Annotated in this window: 9 protein-coding genes; 8 read left to right on the top strand and 1 reads right to left on the bottom strand. The window is 31.9% G+C overall.

The genetic code is table 11. The features are described 5' to 3' along the window. Positions 1-27: 27 nt before the first annotated feature. Together SM9_RS06670 and serS are read left to right on the top strand one after the other, a co-directional pair. Positions 28-375 (top strand): hypothetical protein, encoded by a 348-nt coding sequence (locus tag SM9_RS06670; protein ID WP_058739401.1) that lies wholly within the window; start codon positions 28-30, stop codon positions 373-375. A 58-nt stretch (positions 376-433) separates the two neighbouring features. Then, positions 434-1711 carry a serine--tRNA ligase gene (serS, locus tag SM9_RS06665; protein WP_058739400.1) on the top strand — a complete coding sequence of 426 codons (1278 nt, stop codon included), beginning with the start codon at positions 434-436 and terminating at the stop codon, positions 1709-1711. 94 nt (positions 1712-1805) lie between these two features. On the opposite strand, the gene SM9_RS06660 is transcribed toward serS, so the two are convergent. After that, positions 1806-2486 (bottom strand): TIGR00266 family protein, encoded by a 681-nt coding sequence (locus SM9_RS06660; protein WP_058739399.1) that lies wholly within the window; start codon positions 2484-2486, stop codon positions 1806-1808. A 105-nt stretch (positions 2487-2591) separates the two neighbouring features. On the opposite strand from SM9_RS06660, the gene SM9_RS06655 reads away from it, so the two are divergent. The 6 genes from SM9_RS06655 (at position 2592) to SM9_RS06630 (ending at position 26656) form a co-directional block, all read left to right on the top strand. Beyond that, on the top strand, positions 2592-3224 hold the full coding sequence (locus SM9_RS06655; RefSeq protein ID WP_058739398.1) for a flavodoxin family protein: 633 nt from the start codon (positions 2592-2594) through the stop codon (positions 3222-3224). Positions 3225-3228: 4 nt separating this feature from the next. Beyond that, positions 3229-3747, top strand: a complete 519-nt coding sequence (locus tag SM9_RS06650; RefSeq protein ID WP_058739397.1) for a nitroreductase family protein — start codon at positions 3229-3231, stop codon at positions 3745-3747. Continuing rightward, complete coding sequence (locus SM9_RS06645; protein ID WP_058739396.1) at positions 3734-4897, top strand: MalY/PatB family protein; 1164 nt, start codon at positions 3734-3736, stop codon at positions 4895-4897. The genes SM9_RS06650 and SM9_RS06645 overlap by 14 nt, the downstream gene beginning before the upstream one ends. 337 nt (positions 4898-5234) lie before the next feature. After that, positions 5235-10961: a NosD domain-containing protein gene (locus SM9_RS06640; protein ID WP_232299102.1), complete on the top strand. Its 5727-nt coding sequence runs from the start codon at positions 5235-5237 to the stop codon at positions 10959-10961. A gap of 99 nt (positions 10962-11060) precedes the next feature. Further along, a complete protein-coding gene (locus SM9_RS06635) occupies positions 11061-18128 on the top strand; it encodes an Ig-like domain-containing protein (protein WP_058739394.1) in 7068 nt (2355 codons plus the stop codon). A 344-nt stretch (positions 18129-18472) separates the two neighbouring features. Next, positions 18473-26656: an Ig-like domain repeat protein gene (locus SM9_RS06630; protein ID WP_058739393.1), complete on the top strand. Its 8184-nt coding sequence runs from the start codon at positions 18473-18475 to the stop codon at positions 26654-26656. Positions 26657-26669: the final 13 nt, after the last annotated feature.

Raw genomic sequence — 26669 nt, 5'->3', positions numbered from 1 at the left:
TATCTAATTAAATCTAAATTAACTAACATGACAAATGATGATTTGGATACTTTAAAATTGGAGCTTGAATGTGAAAAGTTTAGATTGATGTCATATCAGCTTGATGATTTACTGCAGGAATATGATAAGCTAATGGAAATAAGGGGAAATATTCAATTTAAGTTCTTTAATACATTAGAAAATGTTAAAAGGAATGGGCTTCCGGTTAAAGAAGATTTTGAACGCTGGGAAAAAATAAGAACTCAGGAAAGAGAAGGATGGGATGAAGAAATCAACCTAATTGCAGATTTAAAATATGATGTTGATGATAATTTGAAACTGTTGGACAACACTAAAATGAGAAGAATGATGATAAATAGGGAAGTTAAGGATTAACTTTAAAAAATAAAAGATTCATAATTATATATTGATTAAATATTAATGGGGACATAAATTGTTAGATATAAAATTATTCAGAGAAAATCCGGAATTAATCATTGACTCTGAGAAGAAAAGATTTAGAGATACTGAAAATGTTGAAAAAGTTATAGAATATGACACCTTATGGAGAGAAGGTGAAAGAAAATTAAATTCTTTAAGATCTGAAAAAAATAAATTATCTAAATCATTCAAAAAAGCAAAAGAAGAAGGTAATTTAGAAGAAGTAATCCAACGTTCAAAAGAGGTAGCTTCAGAAATTAAGGAATTAACAGCTAAAAATAGTGAGTATCTCAAGCTTAGGGATGACTACAGGTATAAGGTAGGAAACATCATAGATGATGATGTGCCTGTATCAGACACTGAAGACGATAATGTCGTTGTGAGAACCTATGGTGAAATCCCAGAATATGATTTTGAATTGTTAAACCACGTTGATTTAATTAATAAAATTGATGGTGCAGATTTGGAAACTGCAGCAAGCATTGCTGGTGCACGTTTCTATTATTTGAAAAGAGATATATTGCATTTAAACCTTGCATTAATTCAGTTTGCATTATCTGAACTTGAATCTGAAGGATATATTCCAATGCAAACTCCATTCTTTGTAAAAGGCGAAGTTGCAGCAGAAACCTCTGAATTAGGTGAGTTTGAAGAGACTTTATATAAAGTGGAAAATGAGGACATGTATCTTATTGCAACAGCTGAGCAAACCTTGGCAGCACTTCACAGAAATGAAATCATTTCACCTGAAGACTTGCCTTTAAGATATTGTGCACTTTCAACCTGTTTTAGAAAGGAAGCAGGTTCACACGGAAAGGATACATTAGGAATATTCAGAGTCCACCAGTTTGAAAAGATAGAACAGTTTATCTATTCAGCACCTGAAGACTCAAGAAACCAGCATGACCACTTGATGGAAGTGACTGAAAGAATCTATCAAAAATTAGGACTTCCATATCAGATAATAGCTATCGTATCATCTGCTTTAAATGATAATGCTGCTATTAAATATGATTTGGAAGCATGGTTCCCTGGTTCAGGTGCATTCAGAGAATTGGTTTCCTGTACCAACTGTAAAGATTATCAGGCAAGAAAAACAAAAACCCGTATTGGAAGAGCAGGTTCTGGAGATGCTCAAACTTTACACACATTAAACAGTACAGCTATTGCAACAGAAAGAACCATGTGCTGTATTTTAGAAAACTACCAGCAGGCTGACGGTAGTGTTAAAGTTCCTGAAGTGTTAGTCCCTTACATGAATGGAAAAAAAGTTATTGAAGCTAAAAAATAGATTTTTTAATTTTGGTGTGTATTTACACACTTTAACTAATTTTTTAAATTATAAAAAATAGTAAAAAGTTTATTGAAAATAAACTTTTTTTTATTTATTTTTTTGTAGGGAGCATAGGGATTAATGCTTGAGCTAATTTTGTAATCGGCATGGTTTGTACCCATACTCTTCCAGGTCCTACTAATTTAGCAAAAAATACTCCTTCGCCACCGAATAACCAATTTTTAGCACCTTTTATCCTTTCGATGTCAAAGTCAATTGACTCATCCATTGCAGCAATATGTCCTTGGTCTACAAACAATACTTCTCCCGGTTCTAAATAACGTTCAATTACTTCACCGTCAATTTCTAAAAATAGCATTCCGTTTCCAGTGAATTTTTGAAGAATGAATCCTTCTCCACCAAATATTCCAGTTCCAAGGTTTTTCTGGAAATACATATCAATTTCTACACTATCTTCTGAAGCTAAAAATGATCTTTTCTGACCAATGATTGAATTTGCACCATCTAATTTGATTGGAATAACTTTTCCAGGGAAATTTGATGCAAATCCAATTTCTTGGTTGTCTTTTTCTGCTACGAATGTGTTTATGAAGAATGAATTTCCTGAAATTGCCCTACCAAGACCTTTAAGTACTCCTCCACCAGTATTGGTGTCCATTTTAACTCCGGAACTCATAAATGCCATTGATCCACTTTCATCTTTCATTCTTTCTCCTTTTTGGAGTTTACAAACTACGATTGGAAATGCTCCACCTTTAATTTCATATTCCATAATTTTTCACCTAATTAATTTTCAATATTTAATTTTATATTTTTTTTAAAAGTTTTTTTTGATTGTTGAAATACTTTATATGTATTGTTTCATATAATTTATTTCATGAAGACTATTGTGATTAATGCAAGTCCAAGGAAAAAATGGAACACCGCAGAAATCATGCAAGCTGCACAGAAGGGAGCAGAATCTGTTGGTGCTGAGACAGAATACATTAATTTATATGATTTGGCTTTTAAAGGTTGTAGAAGTTGTCTTATCTGTAAAATGCAGGATAAAACTAAAGGTAAATGCTACTGGAAAGATGACTTGTCACCATTGATTGAAAGGATTTTTGATGCTGATGCATTACTTATTGGCACTCCAATATATTTCGGAGAGCCTACAAGTGAATTTAGAGCATTGGTTGAAAGATTGGTATTCTGCATATTGTCCTATGATGACGGATCAAGCTATTATGCCGGAAAGGTTAATGTTGGATTATTCTATACGATGAATGCTCCTTTGGAGTTTTTCAACAATAACATGAAGGACAATCTGGCAAAAACAGAATATCTATTTAACTTTTTAAATGGAAAAGTCGTATCATATCCAGTTTGTGATACTCTGCAGGTTGCAAAATATTCAAAATATAATATGGCAGGATTCAGTGAAGAAGCAAAGCAAAAACAATATGTTCTTCAATTTCCAAAAGATTTAGAAAAGGCCTTTGAAATAGGTGCCGAATTAAGTAAGTGATACCATGAGTGATTTTGAAACTATAATCAATACTAGAAGAAGCATACGTGAATATCAGGATAAAGATGTTGAAGACGAAAAAATCCTAAAGATTCTAAAGGCAGGAATGCAGGCACCAGGATCAAGATTGGGTGCTGAGCCTTGGGAATTTGTTATTGTAAAGGATAAGGATACTTTGGCTAAGCTTGGAGAAATCAAGACTAGAGTAACCAATGCACCTGTTGCAATTGTGCTTGTTGCAAATATTGAAAGGGCATTTTATAAAACCGTTTGGCAACAGGATATGGGTGCAGCAGCAGAGAATATGTTGCTTGAAGCGGTCAACTTAGGTTTGGGTGGCCTTTGGAATGGTGTAGCACCTGAAGAAGAAAGAATGACTAAGATAGGTGAAATCATTGGAATTGATGATATTACTGATGTAAAGCCATACTGCATTATCACATTAGGCTATCCTGCTGAAGGATGGGAAAACAAGTTCATGGATAAATTTGATGAGGAAAGAATCCATCATGAAAAATACTGAATATGATTTTGAAAGCGTTATAGACAGACATAATACGAATTCCGTTAAATGGGACTATTTTGATGATGATATTCCTATGTGGGTAGCGGATATGGACTTTAAGGTGGCTCCTCCAATTCAGAATGCCATCTTAAAAAGAGCCAATCATCCTGTTTTCGGCTATACTATTGTTCCTGATGAGCTTTTTGAATCATATATTAACTGGTGGGATTCACGCTATGACTTGAAAATGTCACGTGAAGACATGGCCTATTCAATCGGCGTGATGCCATCAATTTCATCAATGATTAGATGTCTGACAGATGTCGGAGATGAAATACTTATTCAGACACCGGTCTATCATGTATTCTTTTATGTTATTGAAGAAAATGATAGAAAAGTTCTAGAAAATGAACTTATATATGAAAATGGTGAATATAAAATTGATTTTGACGATTTGGATGAAAAACTGTCAAAAGTTAAGCTGATGATTCTATGCAATCCCCACAATCCTATTGGTAAAATCTGGTCTGAAAGTGATTTGGCCCGCATTGGCAATCTATGCAAAAAACATGATGTTATTTTGATAAGCGATGAGATTCACTGTGATTTGACTGATCCTGGAGTTGATTATAATCCATTTGTATCAGATGATAATGTAATCAGATGCCTGTCACCATCAAAATCATTTAATATTGCTGGTTTTCAAAGCTCAGTTGTTCATGCAACGAACAGTGAACTTCTTGAAAAAATCAAGACTCAAATGCATGTGGACAACTCCTATGCCTGCAATGTATTTGCAACATCAGCTGTGATGGCAGCATATAATGAGTCATCTGGATGGCTGGATGAGCTTAAAAAAGTTTTATATAAAAACAAATCTATTGTTCGTGATTATTTGGCCAATGAGTTGCCGATAATAAAATTGGTTGAAAGCGATGCAACTTATTTGCTGTGGCTTGACTGTTCTGCTTTAGGAGTATCTTCAAAAATTTTAAGCGAATTTTTAAGGACTAATCAGGGATTGTTCTTGTCTGCAGGATGTGATTTCGGCAGGTGCGGCGACAATTTCTTGAGGATGAATATAGCATGTCCTGAAAAGTTATTGGATGAAGGCCTTCGAAGACTAAAGGCAGGAATCATTAGCCTGAATAATATTAAATCATTTTAATTTTTTTATCATTAATTTATTTTATATTATTCTTTAATTGTCTAATTTTAGTATATTATATAATATCTGTAAATTATGATTATTTTTCATATAGTTATTTGCAGAATTGATGGAAATAATTAGTGTATTATGCTTTTTTTTCTAAACCTTTTATTAAATTCTAATTGTAAATATTTAAATATTATTTTAACTAATATTTTCTTATAGTAAAATAATTCTTACTATAAATAAAATTTATTGAATTTCTATAATTGACTTAAAAGGAGGTGAAAACATAAGAAAACAGAATATTTTGATTTCATTAATGTTAATTTGTTTATTTATCTTATCATTAAATATGGTATTTGCAACTAATCAGACAGATGATTTGTATGGTGCTAATAATTTAAATGATTCGGCAGTTGTCAATGAATTGTTTGGTGATTCAATTTCAGGAAAAACAATTGAAATTAATCAGGATTCATATGATAATTATTTTAATAAATATACTGGTGAAATTAAAAAGGATGCAGATATCAAATCAGGTGATGTATTAAAAATAGCTAATATATCTGATAGAGGTTTTGTTATAGACCGTCAATTGACAATAATGCCTAACAGTTCATCTGATCAAATTTCTAATGGATTTATCCATTTGATTAAAGGCAGTGACGGTTCAATAGTAACAGGACTTACAATCAACAATACAGAAGCTGTTTTGTCAATTAATTCCAATCAGGTAGGCTATTTGCATGGAATATGGTTATCTGATACCAGCAACAATACCATTTCTTATAATGTTATTAGAATTGCTAACTCTGGTGGAGTCTATGCCCTTCCAATGCATTCATCAAGCAGGAACAATATTGTCTACAATGACATGAAAACATATGTTTCATCAAACATCATCATGTCAAACAGTCATTATAACTTTATTTCAAGAAATAAAATCGAAGTATTGAGCTATTCAGACATGTCTGTTACCAATTTGATTTATTTCTCTCCATTCGCATTTGCAGGCAGACTTGACACTGCATTATGTGAAGGATGCACAATATCTTACAATGAATTAATAGGCTTTTGTACATTGCCTATGTCAATTATAATTCAGGCAGTTTATGCAAACCATGAAAATACCGTAATTGCAAACAATACCATTTCAAAGGGATCTTACGGTATTAATGTAATGGGAAGCAATGCCCAAGTTCACGGCAATAATGTAAATGGTAGTGCTGTTGGAATTGCTGTTAATGGTGCAAATATTTCAGTTTGTGATAATACCATATACGGTTCAAGTCAAAAAATAGGTCTAGCAGTATATGGCAGTGAAGGCACAACAGGCATTATTACCCGAAATGATATTTCATATGTTGATGTTGAAGAGGCTTTGCATGTAGGAAACAATCTTGATGTATATGGCAATACTATAAGTGTAGATAATTATGGAAATGCCATAGCTATTGTAGGTAATTATTCTACTGTTCATAACAATAAAGTCAAGTCAAGTCATGATGATGCAGTTACAATATATGGTAATAATGATACTGTTGATAATAATATAATTATTACTAATACAAGAGGAGTATCCATTACAACTTCTGGTACTGATAGGTATTATAATAATACAATATCCAACAATAAGATTACCAGTGACAGTTATGGAATATATCTTAAAGGTTTAGTATACTATACAACTATTTCATCCAATGTCATTGAAACTAATGCTAGTGTTGGTATATATAAGGATATCACTGATGCAGTTGCAGATATTGATTCAGACAATATGGTCAATGGTGTTATATATGATGCTACTGCTTTAGTTATCGATGATGATAATTTCTATGAATATTTTGATGAGGACGGATATTTGAATTATACATTCAAGGCAAATGCAACCAAAACAATATTTTTCACTTTCATTTCAAATAAAAATATTTTCTTCAATGAAAAGATTAATGTTGTCAGCAACAAGCAGAATAATTTGTTATTCAATGTTACAATAACCTTTGAAGATGACGCTTCAGGTTCATTGATTAGGGATTTTAATTTTATCAATTATGATAAAAGTGCTGTTGTTTTGGATGGTGTTAATGATATGAGTGTTGTCAACAATAATATAACATCAATGTTTAAGAAAAAGACTGATTATGACTCAGCAATTTTTGTTTGTGGAGTTGGTGAAGATAATATCATATCAAACAATAACATTTATGTCAATTCGAAAATTGATTATGCATATGGAATCAGTATTTCATCATATAGTCCACGTTCATATATTTATAATAGGGAATTTTCTAAAAATTATAAAATCAACAATAATACTATAATTATGATAACTTCATATATGGGTGAAGCTATATTTTCTGATGCTATTGTTGAAAGTGAAGTTATTGGTAATAAAATCAATATTGTTTCTGATGACTGTGGATATGGAATTGCTGCTGTAAATGTAATCGGCAGGCTTTATGGGTGGAATGTTTCATACAATGAAATAATCATTCATGCAGATAAAATGGCCTACCTGATTGAATTGCACATGTCTGATTCAATGAATATTGAAAATAATTATCTTTTCTCACAAAGTGGCGGAAGTTATGGTATTGCATCATACAGGTCAAATAATATTTCAATTGCAAATAACATTTTGGACATTTTTGGAAATAACATTACAATGGATTATGTTTTCGATGTCATCGGTCAGGGTTGCAGTGCAATTCTAGTTTCCGAGCATTGTGATAATGTAAGCATTATAAATAATACGATTTATTCAAATGGAACAAATCCAATAAATATCATTGAAAATGAATCCATAATCAATTTAACTGCTAATACTCATGTTATTAGTCAATTGAATTATGGCATTTATTTCAATCCCAAATTGAATTCAACTTTTGTCAGGCAAAATGATACATTGCTTTTAAATTTATCAGATAATCAGAAGTTAATAATTGATGTTCCGGTTAATGTTTCAAGTTACAAATCTAATTTGGATAATACTGTGATTTTGATATTCGATGAGGGTTCAAATAATTCCAACATGTCAAATATCAAATTTGTCAACTCAACCATTCAATTGAATAACGTTTCAAAATTGGATATTTTAAACAATACTTTTAATGGAAGTTTAATTTTAATTGATGAAGGATATGGCAATTGTTTGGTAAATAATACAATCAGTAATTCTATAATAAAAATGAATAATACATTGTCAGATTTATTATCTGATAATATGTTCAATATAGATTCAAAATCTGATGCATTAATTATCAATAATTCTCAAAATATTAGTGTATTGAATAATCATTTCACTGGTATTGGTGATAAATTGATTTTTATCATTTCTTCTAATTCAAATAATTCACTTATTGGAGATAATATAATTCTTGGTAACGCATCTGAAATATTTGGTTATTATGCATTGAACTCCCATTACAATTCAATAATATCTAATGATATTAAAATTAATGGTAATTCCTTAGTTACAAATCAATCAGGTATTTATCTATCAGACAAATCATCTAATAATCATGTATTTGATAATAGAATCATATCCAATTCTTTAAATGCTGATGATTATGCTGTTGAAATAATTTCCGATACGAACCTGTCAAATAGGATAATTGAAAATTATTTGATAAGCAGTAATGGGTCTAAACGTTCCAATTATGCAGTTAATGCCAAATATGATTTGGTAACCGACAATACTCCATATAATATATTTGTATCAATAAATGGTAGTGACATTACTGGTGACGGTAGCCAATCAAATCCTTTTGCGAGCATAGGTCATGCATTGAAAAATGCACTGAACAATGCAGTAATTTATGTTGGAGGAGGAATTTATTTCGAATCTGATTTGGATGTTAATAAAAACATTACAATTACTGGTTTTGATGGAAATGTAATCATTGATGCAGATTTAAAACAGCTATTTACTATATCAAAATCAGGTATTTTAACAGTTAACAATATTGTATTTAGAAATGGTCATAATGTGAATGGAGGATCATTATTTATAAATAATGGTTATTTAATCATTAATAATTCAACATTATGTAATTCCTCTTCATATTATGATAATTCAAATCCTTCATTTGATAATGAGGTGGATGAAGATCATGCATACACTATTGACTGCAGAGATACCGGTAAAGGTGGTGCAATTTTAAATTATGGCAATTTGATTATTGAAAATGCATTCATATATGGAAATCTGGCTCATATCGGTGGTGCAATAGCAGATTTTGGTAAGATAATAATAAATTCTTCAGTTTTATATGCGAATCAAGGTGTTCATGGAGGAACGATTTACACAGATTCAGTTCATGATTTGATTGTAAACAATACAATATTTTATGACAATAAAGCAATCACTACATTTGATTATTGTATGATTAGAAAAGCAGTTTCAACATGGTCTGTTACTGGAGTAACATATTCATATTCTTCAATGTGTAACTTACCTGTTGGGGAAGGTGGTGCGATTTATTCCAATAACACAGGCCTAATAATTGATAATACAGTATTCAATAAAAATTCTGCTCATAAAGGTGGTGCAATAGCTACAAAGTATGTTGGAGCATCAAACACTGCTAAATCCAATGCTGATTTAATTATAACAAATTCTTCATTTATAAACAATCGTGCAGAGGATACTAAAGTACAAAATGGTGGTTTTGCAGATAATTATTTATACAATAATAATCATGATGGTGGGGCTGTTTACGGTGCATTCAATAAATTTAATGCCCTTAATTCAAATTTCATTGATAATCAGGCAGTAAATGATGGTGGTGCATTATATGTACAATCACCAGATGCATTAATTGACTTTTGTAATTTTGTTGGAAACCGTGCAGGAAGTACTGGTGGAGCTTTGTTCATTTCAAACAACTTCCTAATTACTAGAACTGTAATCACCAATAATTCAGCAAGATATGGTGGAGCTTTAAGCTATGATTCTTACTATTACTATGGTCATGTCCAAAATAATTTGAATATTTATAATTCAACGATATCAGACAATATGGCTTTAATTTCTGGTGGCGCTATGCGTGTTGGACAAGCTAACATTACAGTGCATCAATCCAACATTTATAATAATTTTGCTCCTGAATCAAGTACTATATCTTCAGCTTATATAACAAGTGACAGCTCAAGAGTAGTTGCGGATATGAGATATAACTACTGGGGTCCTACACAATTAAATGGACGTCCAGCTAATGCTGATGATTCTGTTTACAATTTCCCTAACATGAGACTTGGTTCCAGATTGAGTGAAATTGTCTCATGGATTACTCCAAAAGAAGATGAAGATAATGGTGATGGTCCTGCATCTCCAGTTAATCCTCAGGATACTGGAGGTGATACTCCAAGTGTGGTTAATCCTACACAAACAAATTCACATCCATCTACAAATGCAAATATTGGAAGGGGAACTGGCAATTCCGAAGGAGGTTATAGCGGTAATGTAATCGGACCGAATGGCAATCATGAGGGTCAGGGATTTAATTTGGGTGATGGTGATGGTGGACAGTATAGCGGTCCAGGATTGCCTAATCCTAATCCGTCAGGAAATTTAATTGACGATGTGGTGGCTAAAGTTATTGGCATTCCACTTCCTAGTCCAAATCCTAATACAAATACTGGAAATCCTGAGTTTATCTATCAGAATATTCCTTCTTACAATCCAAGAAACAATGATAATTCTGTTAATCCAGATATAAATTCTGGTGGAAATGGAAGGAATAGTAATATAAATGCACAGAATGGTACTGCTCAGGGTAATAGTGTAAGTAAGGTAAATAGCTCTCAATTTGACGAGTCTTTAGATACTTTTGGTTTAGTATCCAATGCTATTTCCGCTACTTCTCCATCTGCATCAAGTTCCGGAGAATCATCAGAAGGTGAATCATCTTCATCTTCCAGTTCAAGTGATTCTTTAAATGCATATGAAATTGAGGATAAATCTGTAGATAAGAAAATTGATGATGATATGGCAATTTATTTATCAATACTGCTTGTAATTATCCTAGTTTTCTTGTTAATATTTGGTTATAAGCGAAAGAGTGATGATGAATATTAAGTCATTCTTTTTCTTCTTTTTTTAAATAGTTTTTTATAATACTTCAAACATAACTTAAAACATTATGGACTTTTATCATTAAAATGATAAAATTTTGAGGTGTTAAAAATTAAATATAATAATATAATTCTATATTTTTCATTATTATTAATTTTTATTCTTTCATTATCCTTTGTTAGTGCTACAGAGGAAAATATAACAATATCACAGGATTTAATATCAAATTCTGTTGATAATGTTATAGGAATAAATCATAATGAAATTTATGTAAATGTTTCGAATAACGGATATGCAAATGGTAGTTATGATGCTCCATATTCAAATTTAAACGAAGCTATTCAATCTGGTGGAGATAATTCAACTATTATTTTGATGGAAGGTACCTATAAAGGTTCTTTAAACAATGCTTTAACGATTGATAAGAATTTAACTATACAGTCAATGTCAGGAAATGTTGTCATTGACGGTGAAAATAAATATGGATTTTTCAATATTTTAAATTCCAATTCTCTAAAATTGTATAATTTGACTTTTATCAACGGTTTTGCTGATGTAAATTCAAAAAATACTGCTATCATTACAAATTATGGTGATTTGGCTTTAGATCATGTATCATTTAAAAAGATGAGTTCTTTTATGGGTCTTATCTTTAACAATGCTGATTTAAGAATATATAACTCACAATTCAGTGATATTTCTTCTTCAACATTGGCTCAGGTACTAGTTAATCTTGGAAATGCAACAATTTCAAATTCAAATTTGAATTTCAAATCAGGCAATGGTGTGGAGGCTACATTATATAATGCTAAATCAATCAGCGTTAAAAATTCAAAAGTTGGGCAATTGATTTCTAATTATGATTATGATAGTGGAAAAAATTACGGGATTAACATCAATGTTGAAAACTCCATCATTAACAATTTACAGCAAGAAAATGGAATTTTAACTGCATTCAATTCTACCTTTGGCGAGTTAAGAATTCACAATTCCAATGTAACTTTCAATAGAGTCACTACTTTAAGCGGAAGATTTTCAAATTCCTTTTTGTTATCTAACTCTACATTAAATGCTGTTTCATCAATATTCAATGATGGGATAAATTCATTTTCATCAAAAGTTAATGTAACTTACAGTATTATTTTGGGTACTGTCAGTGGCAATGGTGGTATAAGTGAAGTTTATGCTCCTTTAAACTGGTGGGGAGATAATCATGGTCCTAATATTCAATATGCAAAAACTTCTGCAGATAATTGGATTGTAATGACTTTTGAAAATAAAAATTCACCAATTCCTGTAGGAACAGCGGATCCATTCACTGTTAGTCTAAATAAATACAGTGACGGCAAATCATTATTCAAATTGGATGATGTGGACTTGCTTCCTATAAGGCAAGTAAAATTTGAATCACAAAACGGAAGATTCCAACAGGGTAGTGCATTTTTATCAAATGCTGTATTCAATAATTATTTATTGGAAAACACGGAAAGTTCACTTGTTTATGCAATAATAGACTCTCAAAGACTTAGATTAGTAGTTGGTACTGGATTAACTGATTATGAATTGTATGTCTCTCCAACTAGGGGAAGTAATGGATATGGTGATGGAAGTTATGAATCTCCTTACCAAACATTGGACTTTACAATCAACAAGGCATTAAATGGAAATACAATTTATCTGCTTAATGGAACATATTCATACAGTGCCAATTCAAATTTGGTAATTAATAAGAATTTGACCATTGTAGGTTTAGAATCTGCAGTAATGAGCAGGGATAATGCACGAAACATATTCAGAATACAGTCATGGGGAAGCCTTACAATAAAAAATATTACTTTTACAGTTCTTTCTCAGGGGTATGGTGATTCACTATTTGTGGTAAACGGAGGTAAATTAGCTATTGAAAATTCCAAATTTGAAAATGTAGAATCCTCATCAATCATTGACGGTAGAGGGGTGGTTGAAGTTATCAATTCATCATTCTATAAAAACAGAGGTGCAATAATGACTGGAAGTGCCAGTTTTTATGTAAATAATATTACAGTTGAATCAGCCTCAAAATATTATACTAATGCAATATATAAAAATTATAATTATCTCTTTCCAATTGATGGTTCTATAGAGATTTACAATTCAATTTTTAGAAAAAATGAATTGGGTATTATTTATATGCATCCTATTGTGGTATTGTCAGCTTCATTGTCTGAATATTCATCATATTCAAGTTATGCATATGTTGAAAACTCATCATTCATTGACAACACATTTAAGTTCAACTCCATGAATTATTACTCTGATACCTATGGATTTTACATTTCAGAAGACCACGGTTCCTTTGCTGGATTTATTAATAATTCTGTATTTGTAAATAATTATGGTCCTTTAGGTCGTTTTAACTCAATCAATTCATCAGTTTTTGTTGGAAACAAATTAGCTGCCATAAAATCATTGGAAGTGAATAATTCCTACTTTGAAAACAATTCCAATATCATAAAAGAAGGAAATTCATATAAAGGGGATGGCCTTGTAACTGCAGATACCGTTATAAATTCCACATTCATTTCAAACAATGCGGCTTATGGCGGTGCATTATACAATGCAAAAGAGGTTCATTATTCTGTCTTTGTAAATAACAGTGCTTATTATGAAGGTAATGACATATTTTCATATTCTGGTGATGTGGACTATTCATCTAATTGGTGGGGTGACAATCAAAAGCCTAACTCCAAAAAGATCTATCTGTTCTTAGGCAATTTGAAATTGGACAACTGGATAGTAATGAGTTTAGTTAATCTATCTAAAGACAGCATAAAAGTTGCTTTAGATTCATTGGTGGATGAAAATGGGAAAGTTGTTAAATTAAATTATGTTATTAATCAAAGACCTGTATTTTTATCATGTCTTAATGCAATTATACAGCCACTTAATTCAACACTCTCAAATAATATTCTTTATGCAAACATTACTCATGCTGACACCTCAAAAGATGTGAATGTTTTTGCAAGAATCGACAATCAGATTCTTGATTTATCTTTAGTTGATACAAGTACAATGATACTGATGGAAAATTCAGTATTTTATGGTGGAAACAACAGGTATGGATTTAATCTAATCAATGTAAATTCATATAAAATATCAAACCAGACATTGACAGTTGAAATTTTAGATTCTAAAAACAAAACAGTAACATTTGATGTCATAAGCGATGATAACGGATACTATGAGTTTAATTTCCAGTATCCTGTAGGTTTATATACAATAAATGTCTATTATAATGGAAACGGTTATTTCGAAGCATCAAATAATACTGCATATGTCAATGTTTTATCATCTCCAACATATGTTGTAACTCAAAACAAGACATATTACGGTAAAAACAATAATTTCAATGCAATTTTGAATGATGTGAACGGTTACGGAATAATAAACAGAACAATTCAATTCAAAATAGTCAATTCAAAAGGTGAGATTAAAACTGTTGATGCAGTTACAAATGAATTTGGCCGTGCAGATTTATTGTTGAGTCTGGATGTTGGAAAATATAATATTGAAGCAAGCTTCAACGGTGATGCATGGTATTTGCCTTCAAAATCAAAATCACAAATAACCATTCGTCCTGTAAATTCAACCATTGATGTACCGGATGTTGTATTTTATGGAACAGGCAATGTCTATAACATCACATTGAAAGATGAGCATGGAACACTGATACGCGGTGAAAATATCAATGTTGTAATTACACAGGGAAATCTCTCAGATAAGTTCTCCTTGAGAACAAATAATGATGGTGTTGCACAGCTTACGATAAACTATCTTCCAGGCAATTATAATATTCGGGCAACATATGCTGGAGATAATATTTATGGATCAGCTGAGGGTTCAGCAGTAATAACTATTGAAAAGGTTATTTCAATCATTTCAGGATTCCATCATGTAACAATACCAATAAACGGAGTTTATGATGTTGTCTTGAGTGATATGTATGGCAGATTCATTCCAAATGAAACAATAATTATGAATTTATACAAAGGAAACGTAATTAAAACTTTAAGTCGTGTTACTGATGGAAACGGTGCTGCAACATTTGTAATAAATGAAAATGAAGGTTCATATCTGGCAACTTTGGATTATGCAGGAAATATCTGGTATGAAGATTCAACAGCTGCCGCTACAATTATTGTAAGCAACAAAACTGTAATAGAACAGATTTCAATGAATGCAAGTGACCTGGCACAATATTATAGTGAGAATAAATACTTTGTAATTTCATTCAATGACCCTAATGCTTTCAGTCAGTATGGTAAAACAATTCTTGCAACAATTTCTTCAGATAAAATTGTAGAAACATATAAATTGACAACTGATGCATTCGGCCAAGCACGTATGCAAATCAAGCTCCTTCCTGGTACTTACAACATTACTTATCGTTATACCAATGAATATTATGGAATATTTTGTGAAAAAACTAATAATATTCTTGTTTATGATATGCCGACTTCAATATATGCCTCTGATGTTATAATGAAGGTTGGAGACAATAAGTATTTGGAAATATTCTTGAAGGATAAAAATAATCATCCTTTAACAAATATGCCAATAAATGTTGATATTAATGGTACAAAATACAATGTAACAACAAATAATGAAGGATTGGCACGTTTATTAATCAATAAAGGAATTGGAAATTATTTGGCTTCATTTTCTATGAGTGCAGCTAATTACATATCATCCAAATCTGATGCTCGAATATTGGTTGTTGATTCAGATAAAACCTCAACTTATCTCAATGGAAAAGATCAAACGACTTGTGATAATGAAAGTTTAGAATTTAAAGTTGTTTTAAAGGATTTGTTGGATAATCCAATTACTGGAGCAAATATTTTAATCAATGTTTCAACAATAACTGGTGAATTAATCAATTCCTATCAAAAGAATACGGATAATTCAGGTGAAGCATTATTCAGATTCAGGTTAAAATATGGTGATTATCTGGTATCTGCTGCTTATGCGGGTTCACAGAAATACCTTGAAAGCTTTACAACAAATTATATTAAGGTTTTACCTTCAGATAACTTAACCAAAACAATTTTAAAAGGTAATTTTTTACAAAACAACACCTATGAAGTTATTCTCATTGATGAATATAATAATCTGCTTTCAGGAAAACAAATAATATTTAAAATCAACAATAAAAGCTATTCTGGAGTAACTGATAAAAATGGTATTTCAAATGTTGATTTAGGATTCATTGCAGGTATGTATAATATCCATGCTATATTTGATGGGGATAACACTTATGAAAAATCTGAAACTTCAGATTCCACAGTCATTTCAGGCAATTCAACTTACTTGTTTGTATTTAATCTGGTTAAATATTACCGGAACGGAACTCAATTTTATGCGCAGCTCTTAGATTATTTAGGTTCACCATTATCTGATAAATTGCTGACAATATCCATTAACGGTACAAATTACACCAACATAACTGATAAAAATGGTTGGGTCAGCTTAAAGATAGACTTAAAGCCAGGATTTTATAACGTGGCCACATCATATGTCTCTGATAATGTATCTGAAAATGCATATAAGACATCTACAATCACTGTACTTTCTACAGTCATTGGTCAAGATTTGGTGAAATACTATATGGATTCTTCACAGTTCAGAGTAAAACTATTGCAGGGTGACGGAACTCCTATTGCTAATAAAAATATTTCAATGAACTTAAGCGGAATATTCTATACATGTTTATCTGATGAGAATGGAACTGCAAGATTGAATATTGATTTGGAGCCTGGAACATATGATATAACAGTTCAGAATCCTTATGACGGGCTGCTTGAATCATTTAATATTACTGTTCTATCATATTCTGTTCTTAAAAATTCCAGTTTCAACGGTGTATTGATAAACACCACATATAAACTTTCTTTGGTTGATGATAATGGTGTGGGAATTGCCAATGCTGCTGTAAATGTGAAGGTCAATGATAAAAATTATAATGTTTCAACTGATGGCAATGGCGATGTATTTATCAATTTAGGTTCAAACGGAGGAATATATGAAATTCATGCTGCATTCAACGGAAACCCAGCTTATAAGGAATCCAGCTTTGATGATACAATAATCATATCAGGTAATCTTACTTATATTTTTGCTTATGATATTGTCAAATATTACAGAAACGGAACCCAGTTCAATGCACAGCTGGTGGATTACTTGGGAAATCCATTGTCTGGAAAAAGAATTAACATAACTATTAATGGACAAGAATATGTCCGTACCAGTGATAAAGGTGGATGGATTACATTTAATATAAATTTAAATCCAGGTAATTATTCAATTGCCTGTGCATATTATGCAGATAATCCTGAAGAGAATTCATTTGCAGTTGCTAAAATTACTGTTCTTCCAGTTATTTTTGGAGATAATCTGGTAAAATACTATAAAAATGATTCTCAATTCTATGTGAAAATTATTGACGGTACTGGTTCTTCTATTGTCGGAAAAAACGTAACTATGAATATCAATGGTGTGTTTTATAATAGGGTTACGAATGATGAAGGTATTGCTCGGTTGAACATCAATCTTGTTCCTGGTGAGTATATTTTAACGGCATATAATCCATACGGCAATTTTGCAGAATCATTTAATATCACAGTTCTTCCAACAATAATGGGTGCAGATATTGTGAAATATTATAAAAATGATACTCAGTATTGTGTGCAATTATTGGATGATAAAGGTAATCCTTTAGTCAATAAGAATGTTACAATGAATATCAATGGAGTATTTTACACACGCACAACTAATGATTTAGGTATTGCTCGTTTGAATATCAATTTGGCTCCGGGGGAGTATATTTTGACTGCAATCCATCCAAACGGCCTTAGAATCACTAACAAAATTACTGTTCTTCATGTGCTGTCTGCTGATGATTTGAAGATGAAATATAGGGACGGAAGCAAATTCAGAATACTTCTTTTGGATGGCAATGGAAAGCCATTTGCTGATAAATCAATTAAATTCAATATTAATGGGGTCTTTTATAATCGTATGACTGATAAAAATGGATTTGCTTATTTAAACATTAATTTGATGGCTGGAAAATATATAATTTCTTCTAGTTATAATGGTTGTACAATTTCAAATACAATTATTATTAATTAGGAGATTTTTTTTCTTTTTTTCTTTGAATATTTTCTATTTTATTTTATATTTTTTTGTGTTTTATTCTGTTTTGATTATGTATTTTGGGATGTTTTATATAATTTAACTTTAAAAAATATAAATTTTACATTATTTTTATATATTATAATTGAAAAATTTTAAATATTATTTTATTAATATATTACTTCATATCTTATTTTCATGATTTTTTTTATGAATTTGGGATATGCATACATTAAATTTAAATCAATTATGTTTGTTAATTATTAATTAATAGTTGATAAATATTTTATGTAAACGATTAGCTTCCTTTTGGGAATTAAATAATTTACGGAGATAAAAAATTGAAATTAAATAAAATAATGTTAGTAAGCTTAATATTACTAACTATATTATCAATAGGTGCAGCAAGTGCACAAGATAGTGATAATATACTTTCAGCAGATGATTCTGCAGGAAGTATCAAAGAAATTTATGTAAGTGACACTGGGGAGGATACCGGATCAGGTAGTCAGGCTAGTCCTTATGCTACATTAAACAAATCTATTTCAGAAGTAAATTCTTCTGATAATGCTGTGATTCATGTTGGTCCTGGAACGTATTCCGGTGAAAGCAATACAAACTTACAAATTAACTTAGCTCATAGAAATTATAATGGATCTCTTACTTTCATTGGAGATTCAAATGGGGGAACTATTTTTGATGGTGATGACTCAGCACCAATATTCAAATCAATAAGTGCTGACTCAATAGTGACTTTTATAAATATTACTTTTACTCATGGTAGAACTGATATGGGTTCAGCAATCAGGTCATCCGGAGATTTGACAATTGATAACTGTGTATTTGAAGAAAATTATGTTACCAATTTAGGTGCGATTTATTCTGAAAAGGGTAACTTAACTATTAAAAATTCTAAATTTTACAAAAATTCAGGTTATCAATATGTAGATTTATATTTCTCCCATGAGGGTTTAGTAACTTTAATAAATAACATATTTGAAAGTGGTACTGCAACAAGTAGCTCGGCAAATACTCCTGCAGTTTTTGTTGGTACTGGTAAATCTGTCATTAAAGGAAATACCTTTAAAAATTTAACCAGTTCACATAGCGCAGCAGCATTGGCCGTAAGATACAATAATGGAGACAATATTGCAAATATTACTGACAATACTTTCATCAACTGTACATATACAGGTTCAAATGGAGGAATTGTATTTTTCCAAAATTCATATCTTAAAGGCAATAAATTCATAGATTGTACATCTACAACTGCTACACTTTATTCTGTATCTGATTTCAATGCAAAAGTTGCTTTTGAAGATGTGGAAATTGACGGTACTCAATTTGTATTAAAAGCTAATGTAACTGATGATGGTGACAATACTGTTCAAAGCGCAAAAGTTGTTTTCACTATTGACGGTAAAACTGTTGGTACAGCAACTTCCGAAGCAAACGGTGTTGCATCCTTAACTGTAAACAAATTATTGGAAAACGGTGAATACACAATTTCAGGTACACAGGCTTATTCAGATGTCAATCCTTTTGAAGTGACTGTCGTTGACGGTAAGGCAACAGTGAACTTTGACCACTCACCTGCAGAAGTATGGGTTTCAACTGAAGGAAATGATACAACTGGTGATGGCAGTGAAGCTAATCCATTTTTAACCCTTAAAAAAGCTTTGGATTATGGAACTGCAACTAGTGTGGATTTAATAGTACATATTAAAGATGGTTTATACAACGGGTCTGAAAACAGGGACTTGTCCTATTCCAATGTAGGAAAAATTACTATTTTAGGTGAATCATATGGAAATGTAATCATTGATGCTGAACATGCAAAATCAGGTACTGGATGGTTGGCATCCGGATCAAACATATTCACATTTGGTCAAAATCTTGAAATAAAATTGGTCAACTTAACCTTTATTAACTGTGACGGAAATCCTGTCGATGCATATGCATTAACCATGAATGATAATATTGTCATAAACTCAAGTACTGTTCGTGCCCAAGCTCCTAATGATGGAGTATTCATTGATAATTTAAAAGTCATTAACGGGTCTGGTCAAGCAATCAATGCTTATAATTTAGTTTTAACCAACTCATTATTTGAAAACTGTGATGGTAAAACTTCAACAGGTTTATTATGGTTAGCAACTAGGGATGATAATGTAATACATTTGGAAAACAATACTTTCATAGGCAATACCATTGGTGGTTATTCTGGTGGTGCGGCATATTATAATCAAGGTGATTTGGTAAGTATCAATAACACTTTTGATTCAAATACAGTAACCGGCTCTGCATCAAATATTGCATATGCCAGTGGTAATCAAATTACTTCAATCAATGATAAGTTTATCAACAACAATGTAACCAGTTATGTTGCTCAATATAGAAGCAGCGGTAATGACCCTGAAATTATTGTAGAAAACATTACATTCATCAACAACAGGGCATCTGCAAACGGTGCAGGTTTAGTAACTACCGGTGCTAAAATCAAAGGTGCTAAATTCATCAACAACACTGCTGCCGGTAATGGTGGTGCAATATACTTATTGAATCATGGTAAAACCAGTCCGGTTTGTGAAATGAGTATTGAAGATGTTACTTTTAAAGATAATACTGCAGCTTGCGGAAATGATATATTCATTGCTCCTAGTGCTGGAAGCAATGTTTTTGCAAACTTAACTGATTTAACAATCACTGCAAACAGTCAAAACGTGACTGAATTGTCAGATTTCATAACAGTAACTGTATCTCATCCATCAGGTGCAATCATTGGTGGAGGTCAGGTAACATTCTACTTTGGTGGTGATGTGATTGGTAAATCTGATTTAATTAATCAAAATGCAACTTTGGAATATGTAGGATTTAAAAACAATACCAAGTATCAATTCACAAGCGTTTATGAATATGCAACTGAAAACGATACTTATATAAGTGGTGTTGTTTCTACAAACATTGCTGATGCTGTAGATAGTATAGAGTTATATGTATCCAACAGCACAGGCAGTGATGAAAACGGTAATGGTAGTCAAAACAATCCATTCAAATCTATTTCTAAAGCATTAAGTGAAGGTTATACTAAATCTACGAATATCACTGTTCATGTTTTAGAAGGCAATTACACTGGTGAACTGAATACTAACTTAAGAATTCCGACAACTGTTGATGTAACTATTGTTGGTGAAGATGCTGATAAAGTTATTGTCACTGACAGTGCTGCAGATTACTTCATAACTGCATTGACAGGTAATGCGAAATTAACATTAGCTAATGTTACATTAAATAGGGCTGCTCGAGATACCCAATCTGCAATTTATGTTGAAGAAGGAGCTAATGTCGAAATTGACAATGTCAAATTCATTGGTGGACAGGGTAACTATGGTGGAGCTATTAACACTGCAGGTACTTTAGTTGTAAACAATTCATATTTCTTTGATAACGGATATGGTGATGTATCTAAAAAAGCAAATGCATATTATGGTGGAGCTATTTGTAATGATGGTATTTTAATTATTGATAATTCAACATTTGAAGCAAACCATGCAGGCAGATTATCCACTATTGCAAATCAGGGTACTTTATACATGAACAATTCTAAAGTAACTGACAGCCTTAATGCTTATTCAATGAATATGGATTTAGTAGCTATCGGTGCATTCGGTGGTCAAAAAGGTAATATCACAATAGAAAACTCCATTTTCACAGTTACTAACAGAACAGTTGATGAATTGTCCAACCGCATATACATGCCACAAAATTCATTGACCTGTCTTGCAATCGGATCATCCGAACATGTAACAATTATTAACTCCACATTTGAAGATAAAGGCGGAAGATACACTCCAAATGCATTCGGTGGAATTAATTCCTGGAACTTAGCAATGGGAGGTTATACTCTGGTGCCTGGAGACGTTGAAGTATATAATTCAACATTCAGAAACCTACAATCCGTAAGCTTATTCTATACAAGAACTGATGGCAGTTCATACCACTCTCACAGACTATTTGACGGATGTTTATTTGAAAATGTAGAATATTTAATCGCTGCTCTTAATTCTGGAGATAACTTATCTGTAGCCATACATAATTCTGTAATCTTATCAGATAATATTACTAAAATAGGAATTGCAGCTGGTAAAACTATTGATATGGATATTTCCGACAACTGGTGGGGAAGCAACAATGCTACATATAAAAATGCTACAATCACAACTTCTAATTTCATTGGTAATTATGTTTTAAAACTCAAAGAAACCAGTTCAGAAGTTGTTAATCCTGAAAACTTTTTGGTATTAACTTTAAATGCAACCAATAAAACAGGATTATTACAGGATGTAACTTTAGCATTTAAATCAACTGACGGTGAAAACGTAACTGATTATGAAGGCAGTTTATATCCTCGTGATTTTGTAATGTCTGCTACCAACGGTACTTTAGCAGATGAAAATGGTACCATAGACAATGCTGTTGTCAATGCATTTGAAGGAACTGAAGGCCAAGGTTACTATATCGAAGCTACTGTTGATAATCAAACCGTCAATTTAACTGTTGAAGATAAATTGGCTATTGGAAATGTAACTATTTTGGCTGAAGATGTAATTATTACCTATGGTGAAACTCAAATCAATGTAACTGTATTGGAAGAAAGCGGCATTGTTGTAGCTGAAGGTGTAATTACCTTAAAATTAAACAATGAAACTTACACTGCAGATATTATCAACGGCACTGCTACATTTGACATTGATGTACTGCCTAATGGTGTATATACTTTGGAATATTCAATTAATATGGATAATGTTTATAATCCTGCATCCAATTCATCAAACTTAACTGTTGTCGCATTCAAAACAAACATCACTGCTAATGCTAGTGACATTAAAGTTGGTGAAGATGCAATAATTACAGTAACCGTTGACAGCGATGCAACAGGAACCATAACAGTTAACAATGAAACTAAAGAAGTTAAAAACGGTGCTGCTACATTCACAATTTCTGATTTGGGTGAAGGTAACTACACTTATGAAGTTACATATTCAGGGGATGACAAATACACCAAAGAAACTGCTGAGGTCAAATTTGAAGTATCTAAAGTAAGTGACTATGAATTTGAAGCATCAGCTGATGACATTAAAGTGGGTCAGGATGCAATTATCGAAGTAACACTTCCTCGTGATGCAACAGGCAATGTAAGCATAAACGGTAAATCTGCAAAAGTTGAAAACGGTTCTGCTAAATTTGTTATTTCTGGTTTAGGTGAAGGTAACTACACTTATGAAGTTACATACTCAGGTGATGACAAATACACTGCAAACACAACTGAAGTATCATTTGCTGTATCTAAAATCTCTGAATTCGAAATTAATGCATCTGCAAATGATGTTATTTTAGGAAATGATGTGATTGTTACTGTCAGTGGCATTCCGGATGATGCAAAAGGTATTGTTACTGTTAAGGTAAATGGAAAAGACTATGAATCAATAGTATCTAAAGGAACTGCTAGTGTTTCTATTCCAAAATTAGAAAATGGCAAATATAATGCTGATGTAACTTATTCTGGTGATGAAAAATACGCCAATAAATCAACTACCGTTTCATTTGAAGTATCAAATATTGTAACTAACGATACATTTGAAAAATTCTTCGATGAAAAAGGTAATTTAAGAGATGAAGTAAAATGCGATGAGTTGATCTTTGATGGTGTTATTTCAAACAAAAACACTGATAAAATCAATATCAATCGTCCAATGAAATTGCTTGGTGAAAATGCAACATTAAACAATATTGCTATTAATATAACTTCTGATGATGTATGTGTTGATGGATTCACTATTGAAGCGGATAATATTACATCTGCAATAATTGTGGATAATGCATCTGATGTGGATATTGTTAACAATGTTTTAAATGTTGTTGGTGAAACTGATAAAGATGCTTATGCAATTCTTGCTAATAAAGCAGATAATTTGAATATCTCAGGAAACACAGTTAATTATGAAGGAAATACTAACGGTACTGCTCTAAACAATGCGGTTCTTATTTCTGAGTCCAAAGATGTAGTTGTAAACGATAATGTTTTCAATATTACTGTTCCATCAAGTTACGTTCCTTGGGCTGAAGTTCCAGCAGGATCAGGCAACTGGGTAAGCAGTCCTGTTTCTGAAGGATTGGTATTTGATAACTGTGATAATTTGGAATTAAGTGAAAATGATATTGCTGTAAATTATAACAATGTCGTTGGATCTTATGATACAATCTATGCAGTTGACATTAAGAATTCTGATAATGCAAAAGTAAAATCAAATACCATTGACGCAAAAGGTCACACATACATTTATGGATTGATTGTCAGCGGTGAAAACTTCACAATTTCAGATAACAACATCACTTCCGAATCTGATTCATATTATGCAAATGGCATCGATGTTGAGGGACCTGCCTCAGGTATTATCAAAGATAACAATATTGTTGCTAATGCTCCGCTTTCAGCATATCCTGTATACTCTGCAATGTCCAATGGAAATGTGGAAGTTGAACATAAAAACAACAACATTTCAGGTAAGGCTGCAGTTATCTATGGTATGGAATTAGGAGGAGCAAAAGAAACTGTAACAGGAAACAATATTAACTTGGAAGGTAATTACACTATTGGTATTGCATCAAGAGCAAAAGAACTTGATGTTAAAGATAATACCATTGTGTCTGCTGGTTCCAATGTAGGATCTCCTAGTGTATGGGAGTCAATACCATATGAAACAACAGGTATTAAAGCAATTGCTGGAAAAGTAAATGTGGAAAACAACAACATTACAACTACAGGTAACAATTCAATTGTTTTAACAACTAATGATGATGTAAACGTTGTTGGAAACTATTTGGTTGCTGATGAATTGACTGGTGATGCTAGTGTCAGCTATGTTCCAGGAAATGCAACAGTCAAGGATAATGTTCCTGCAATGAAAAAAGTAAATGTCACTGCAAGTGATGTCGAAGCGGTTTACGGTGAAAATGTCAAAGTCAATGCAACTGTCACAGATTATGAAGGAAATCCTGTAAGTGATATTCCTGTATCATTAACTGTTGGCAATAAAACATATACTGCTAAAACTGACAAAAATGGTATTGCAAGTTTTGATTTAGGTAAATTGGATGCAGGCAATTACACTTTAGAATATTCAATTGATGAAGACGGATATTCAAAAGAATCTGTTGATGCTGATGCATCCATTAATCAGACTGATGCTGATATTGCAATTGATATTAACAAACCGGTAAAAGGTGAAGACTTGATTGTAAATGTTACAGCACCTGCTGATGCAAAAGGTAATATTACTGTTAGTGTAAACGGTAAAGATTACACTGTTCCTATTAAAGATGGAAAAGCTACAATTTCCATTCCAAACTTAGGCGATGGAAACTACACAGTTGATGTGAAATACTCTGGTGACAATAATTATGAACCTGTTGAAAAATCATTAAATGCAACAGTAGAAAAAGCAATTATTGTATCTGCTCCTGATGTAACTAAATATTTCAAAGGATCTGAAAGATTTGTTGTAACTGTAACCGATAACAAAGGCACTTATTTATCAAATAAAACTGTTGTTATAGTCATTAATGGAGTTACATATACAAAAACAACTAATGTCAATGGTACTACAAGCATAGCTTTAGGATTAAACAGTGGTGTTTACAATGTAACTGTAACAGTTGACAATGAAACTTCAAATGCTGTTGTAACTATTTTATCTACAGTTAACGGTACTGATGTTGTAAAAGTTTACAGAAACGGAACCCAGTACTACGCTACTTTCCGTGACAGTGAAGGAAACTACCTTAAGGAAGGAACTGTTGTTAAATTCAACATCAATGGTGTAATGTATGAACGTAAAATCAGTGGTAGTGAAGGTTTAGCTAAATTGAACCTCAACTTGGGCCAAGGTACTTATGTGCTTACTGCAATGAACCCTGTAACTCGTGAAAATGCGGCAAACAATATTACTATCATATCCAGACTCATAGAAAACAGCGATATTACCAAATACTACAAAAATGCAACTCAATACACTGTTAAAGTCATTGGTGATGATGGTAATCCTGTTGGTGCTGGTGAAACTGTAACATTCAATATCAATGGTGTAATGTACAACCGTCAAACCAACGCATCAGGTATTGCAAAACTTAACTTGAACTTGCCGGCTGGTGACTACATTATAACTGGAGAATACAAGAACTGTAAAGTTTCAAACAAAATTAAAATCTTGCCAGTATTGTCTGCTAAAGATATATCAATGAAATATCGTGACGGATCCAAATTCGTTGCAACACTCGTTGATGGTCAAGGTAAGCCGTTTGCTGGTCAAACTGTTCAGTTTAATGTAAATGGTGTTTTCTACAACAGAGTAACTGACTCTTCAGGTCAAGCAAAATTAAATATTAATTTAATGGCAGGTAAATACATTATAACTTCAAGCTATAATGGTGCAAACATTGCAAATACTATTACAATATCTGCTTAAAGAGGTTAAAATA

The sequence above is a fragment of the Methanobrevibacter millerae genome (assembly GCF_001477655.1).
GTDB classification, from domain to species: Archaea; Methanobacteriota; Methanobacteria; order Methanobacteriales; family Methanobacteriaceae; genus Methanocatella; species Methanocatella millerae_A.
Note: the sequence above shows the minus strand (reverse complement) of the source record. Positions and strands in the feature narration are given on the sequence as shown.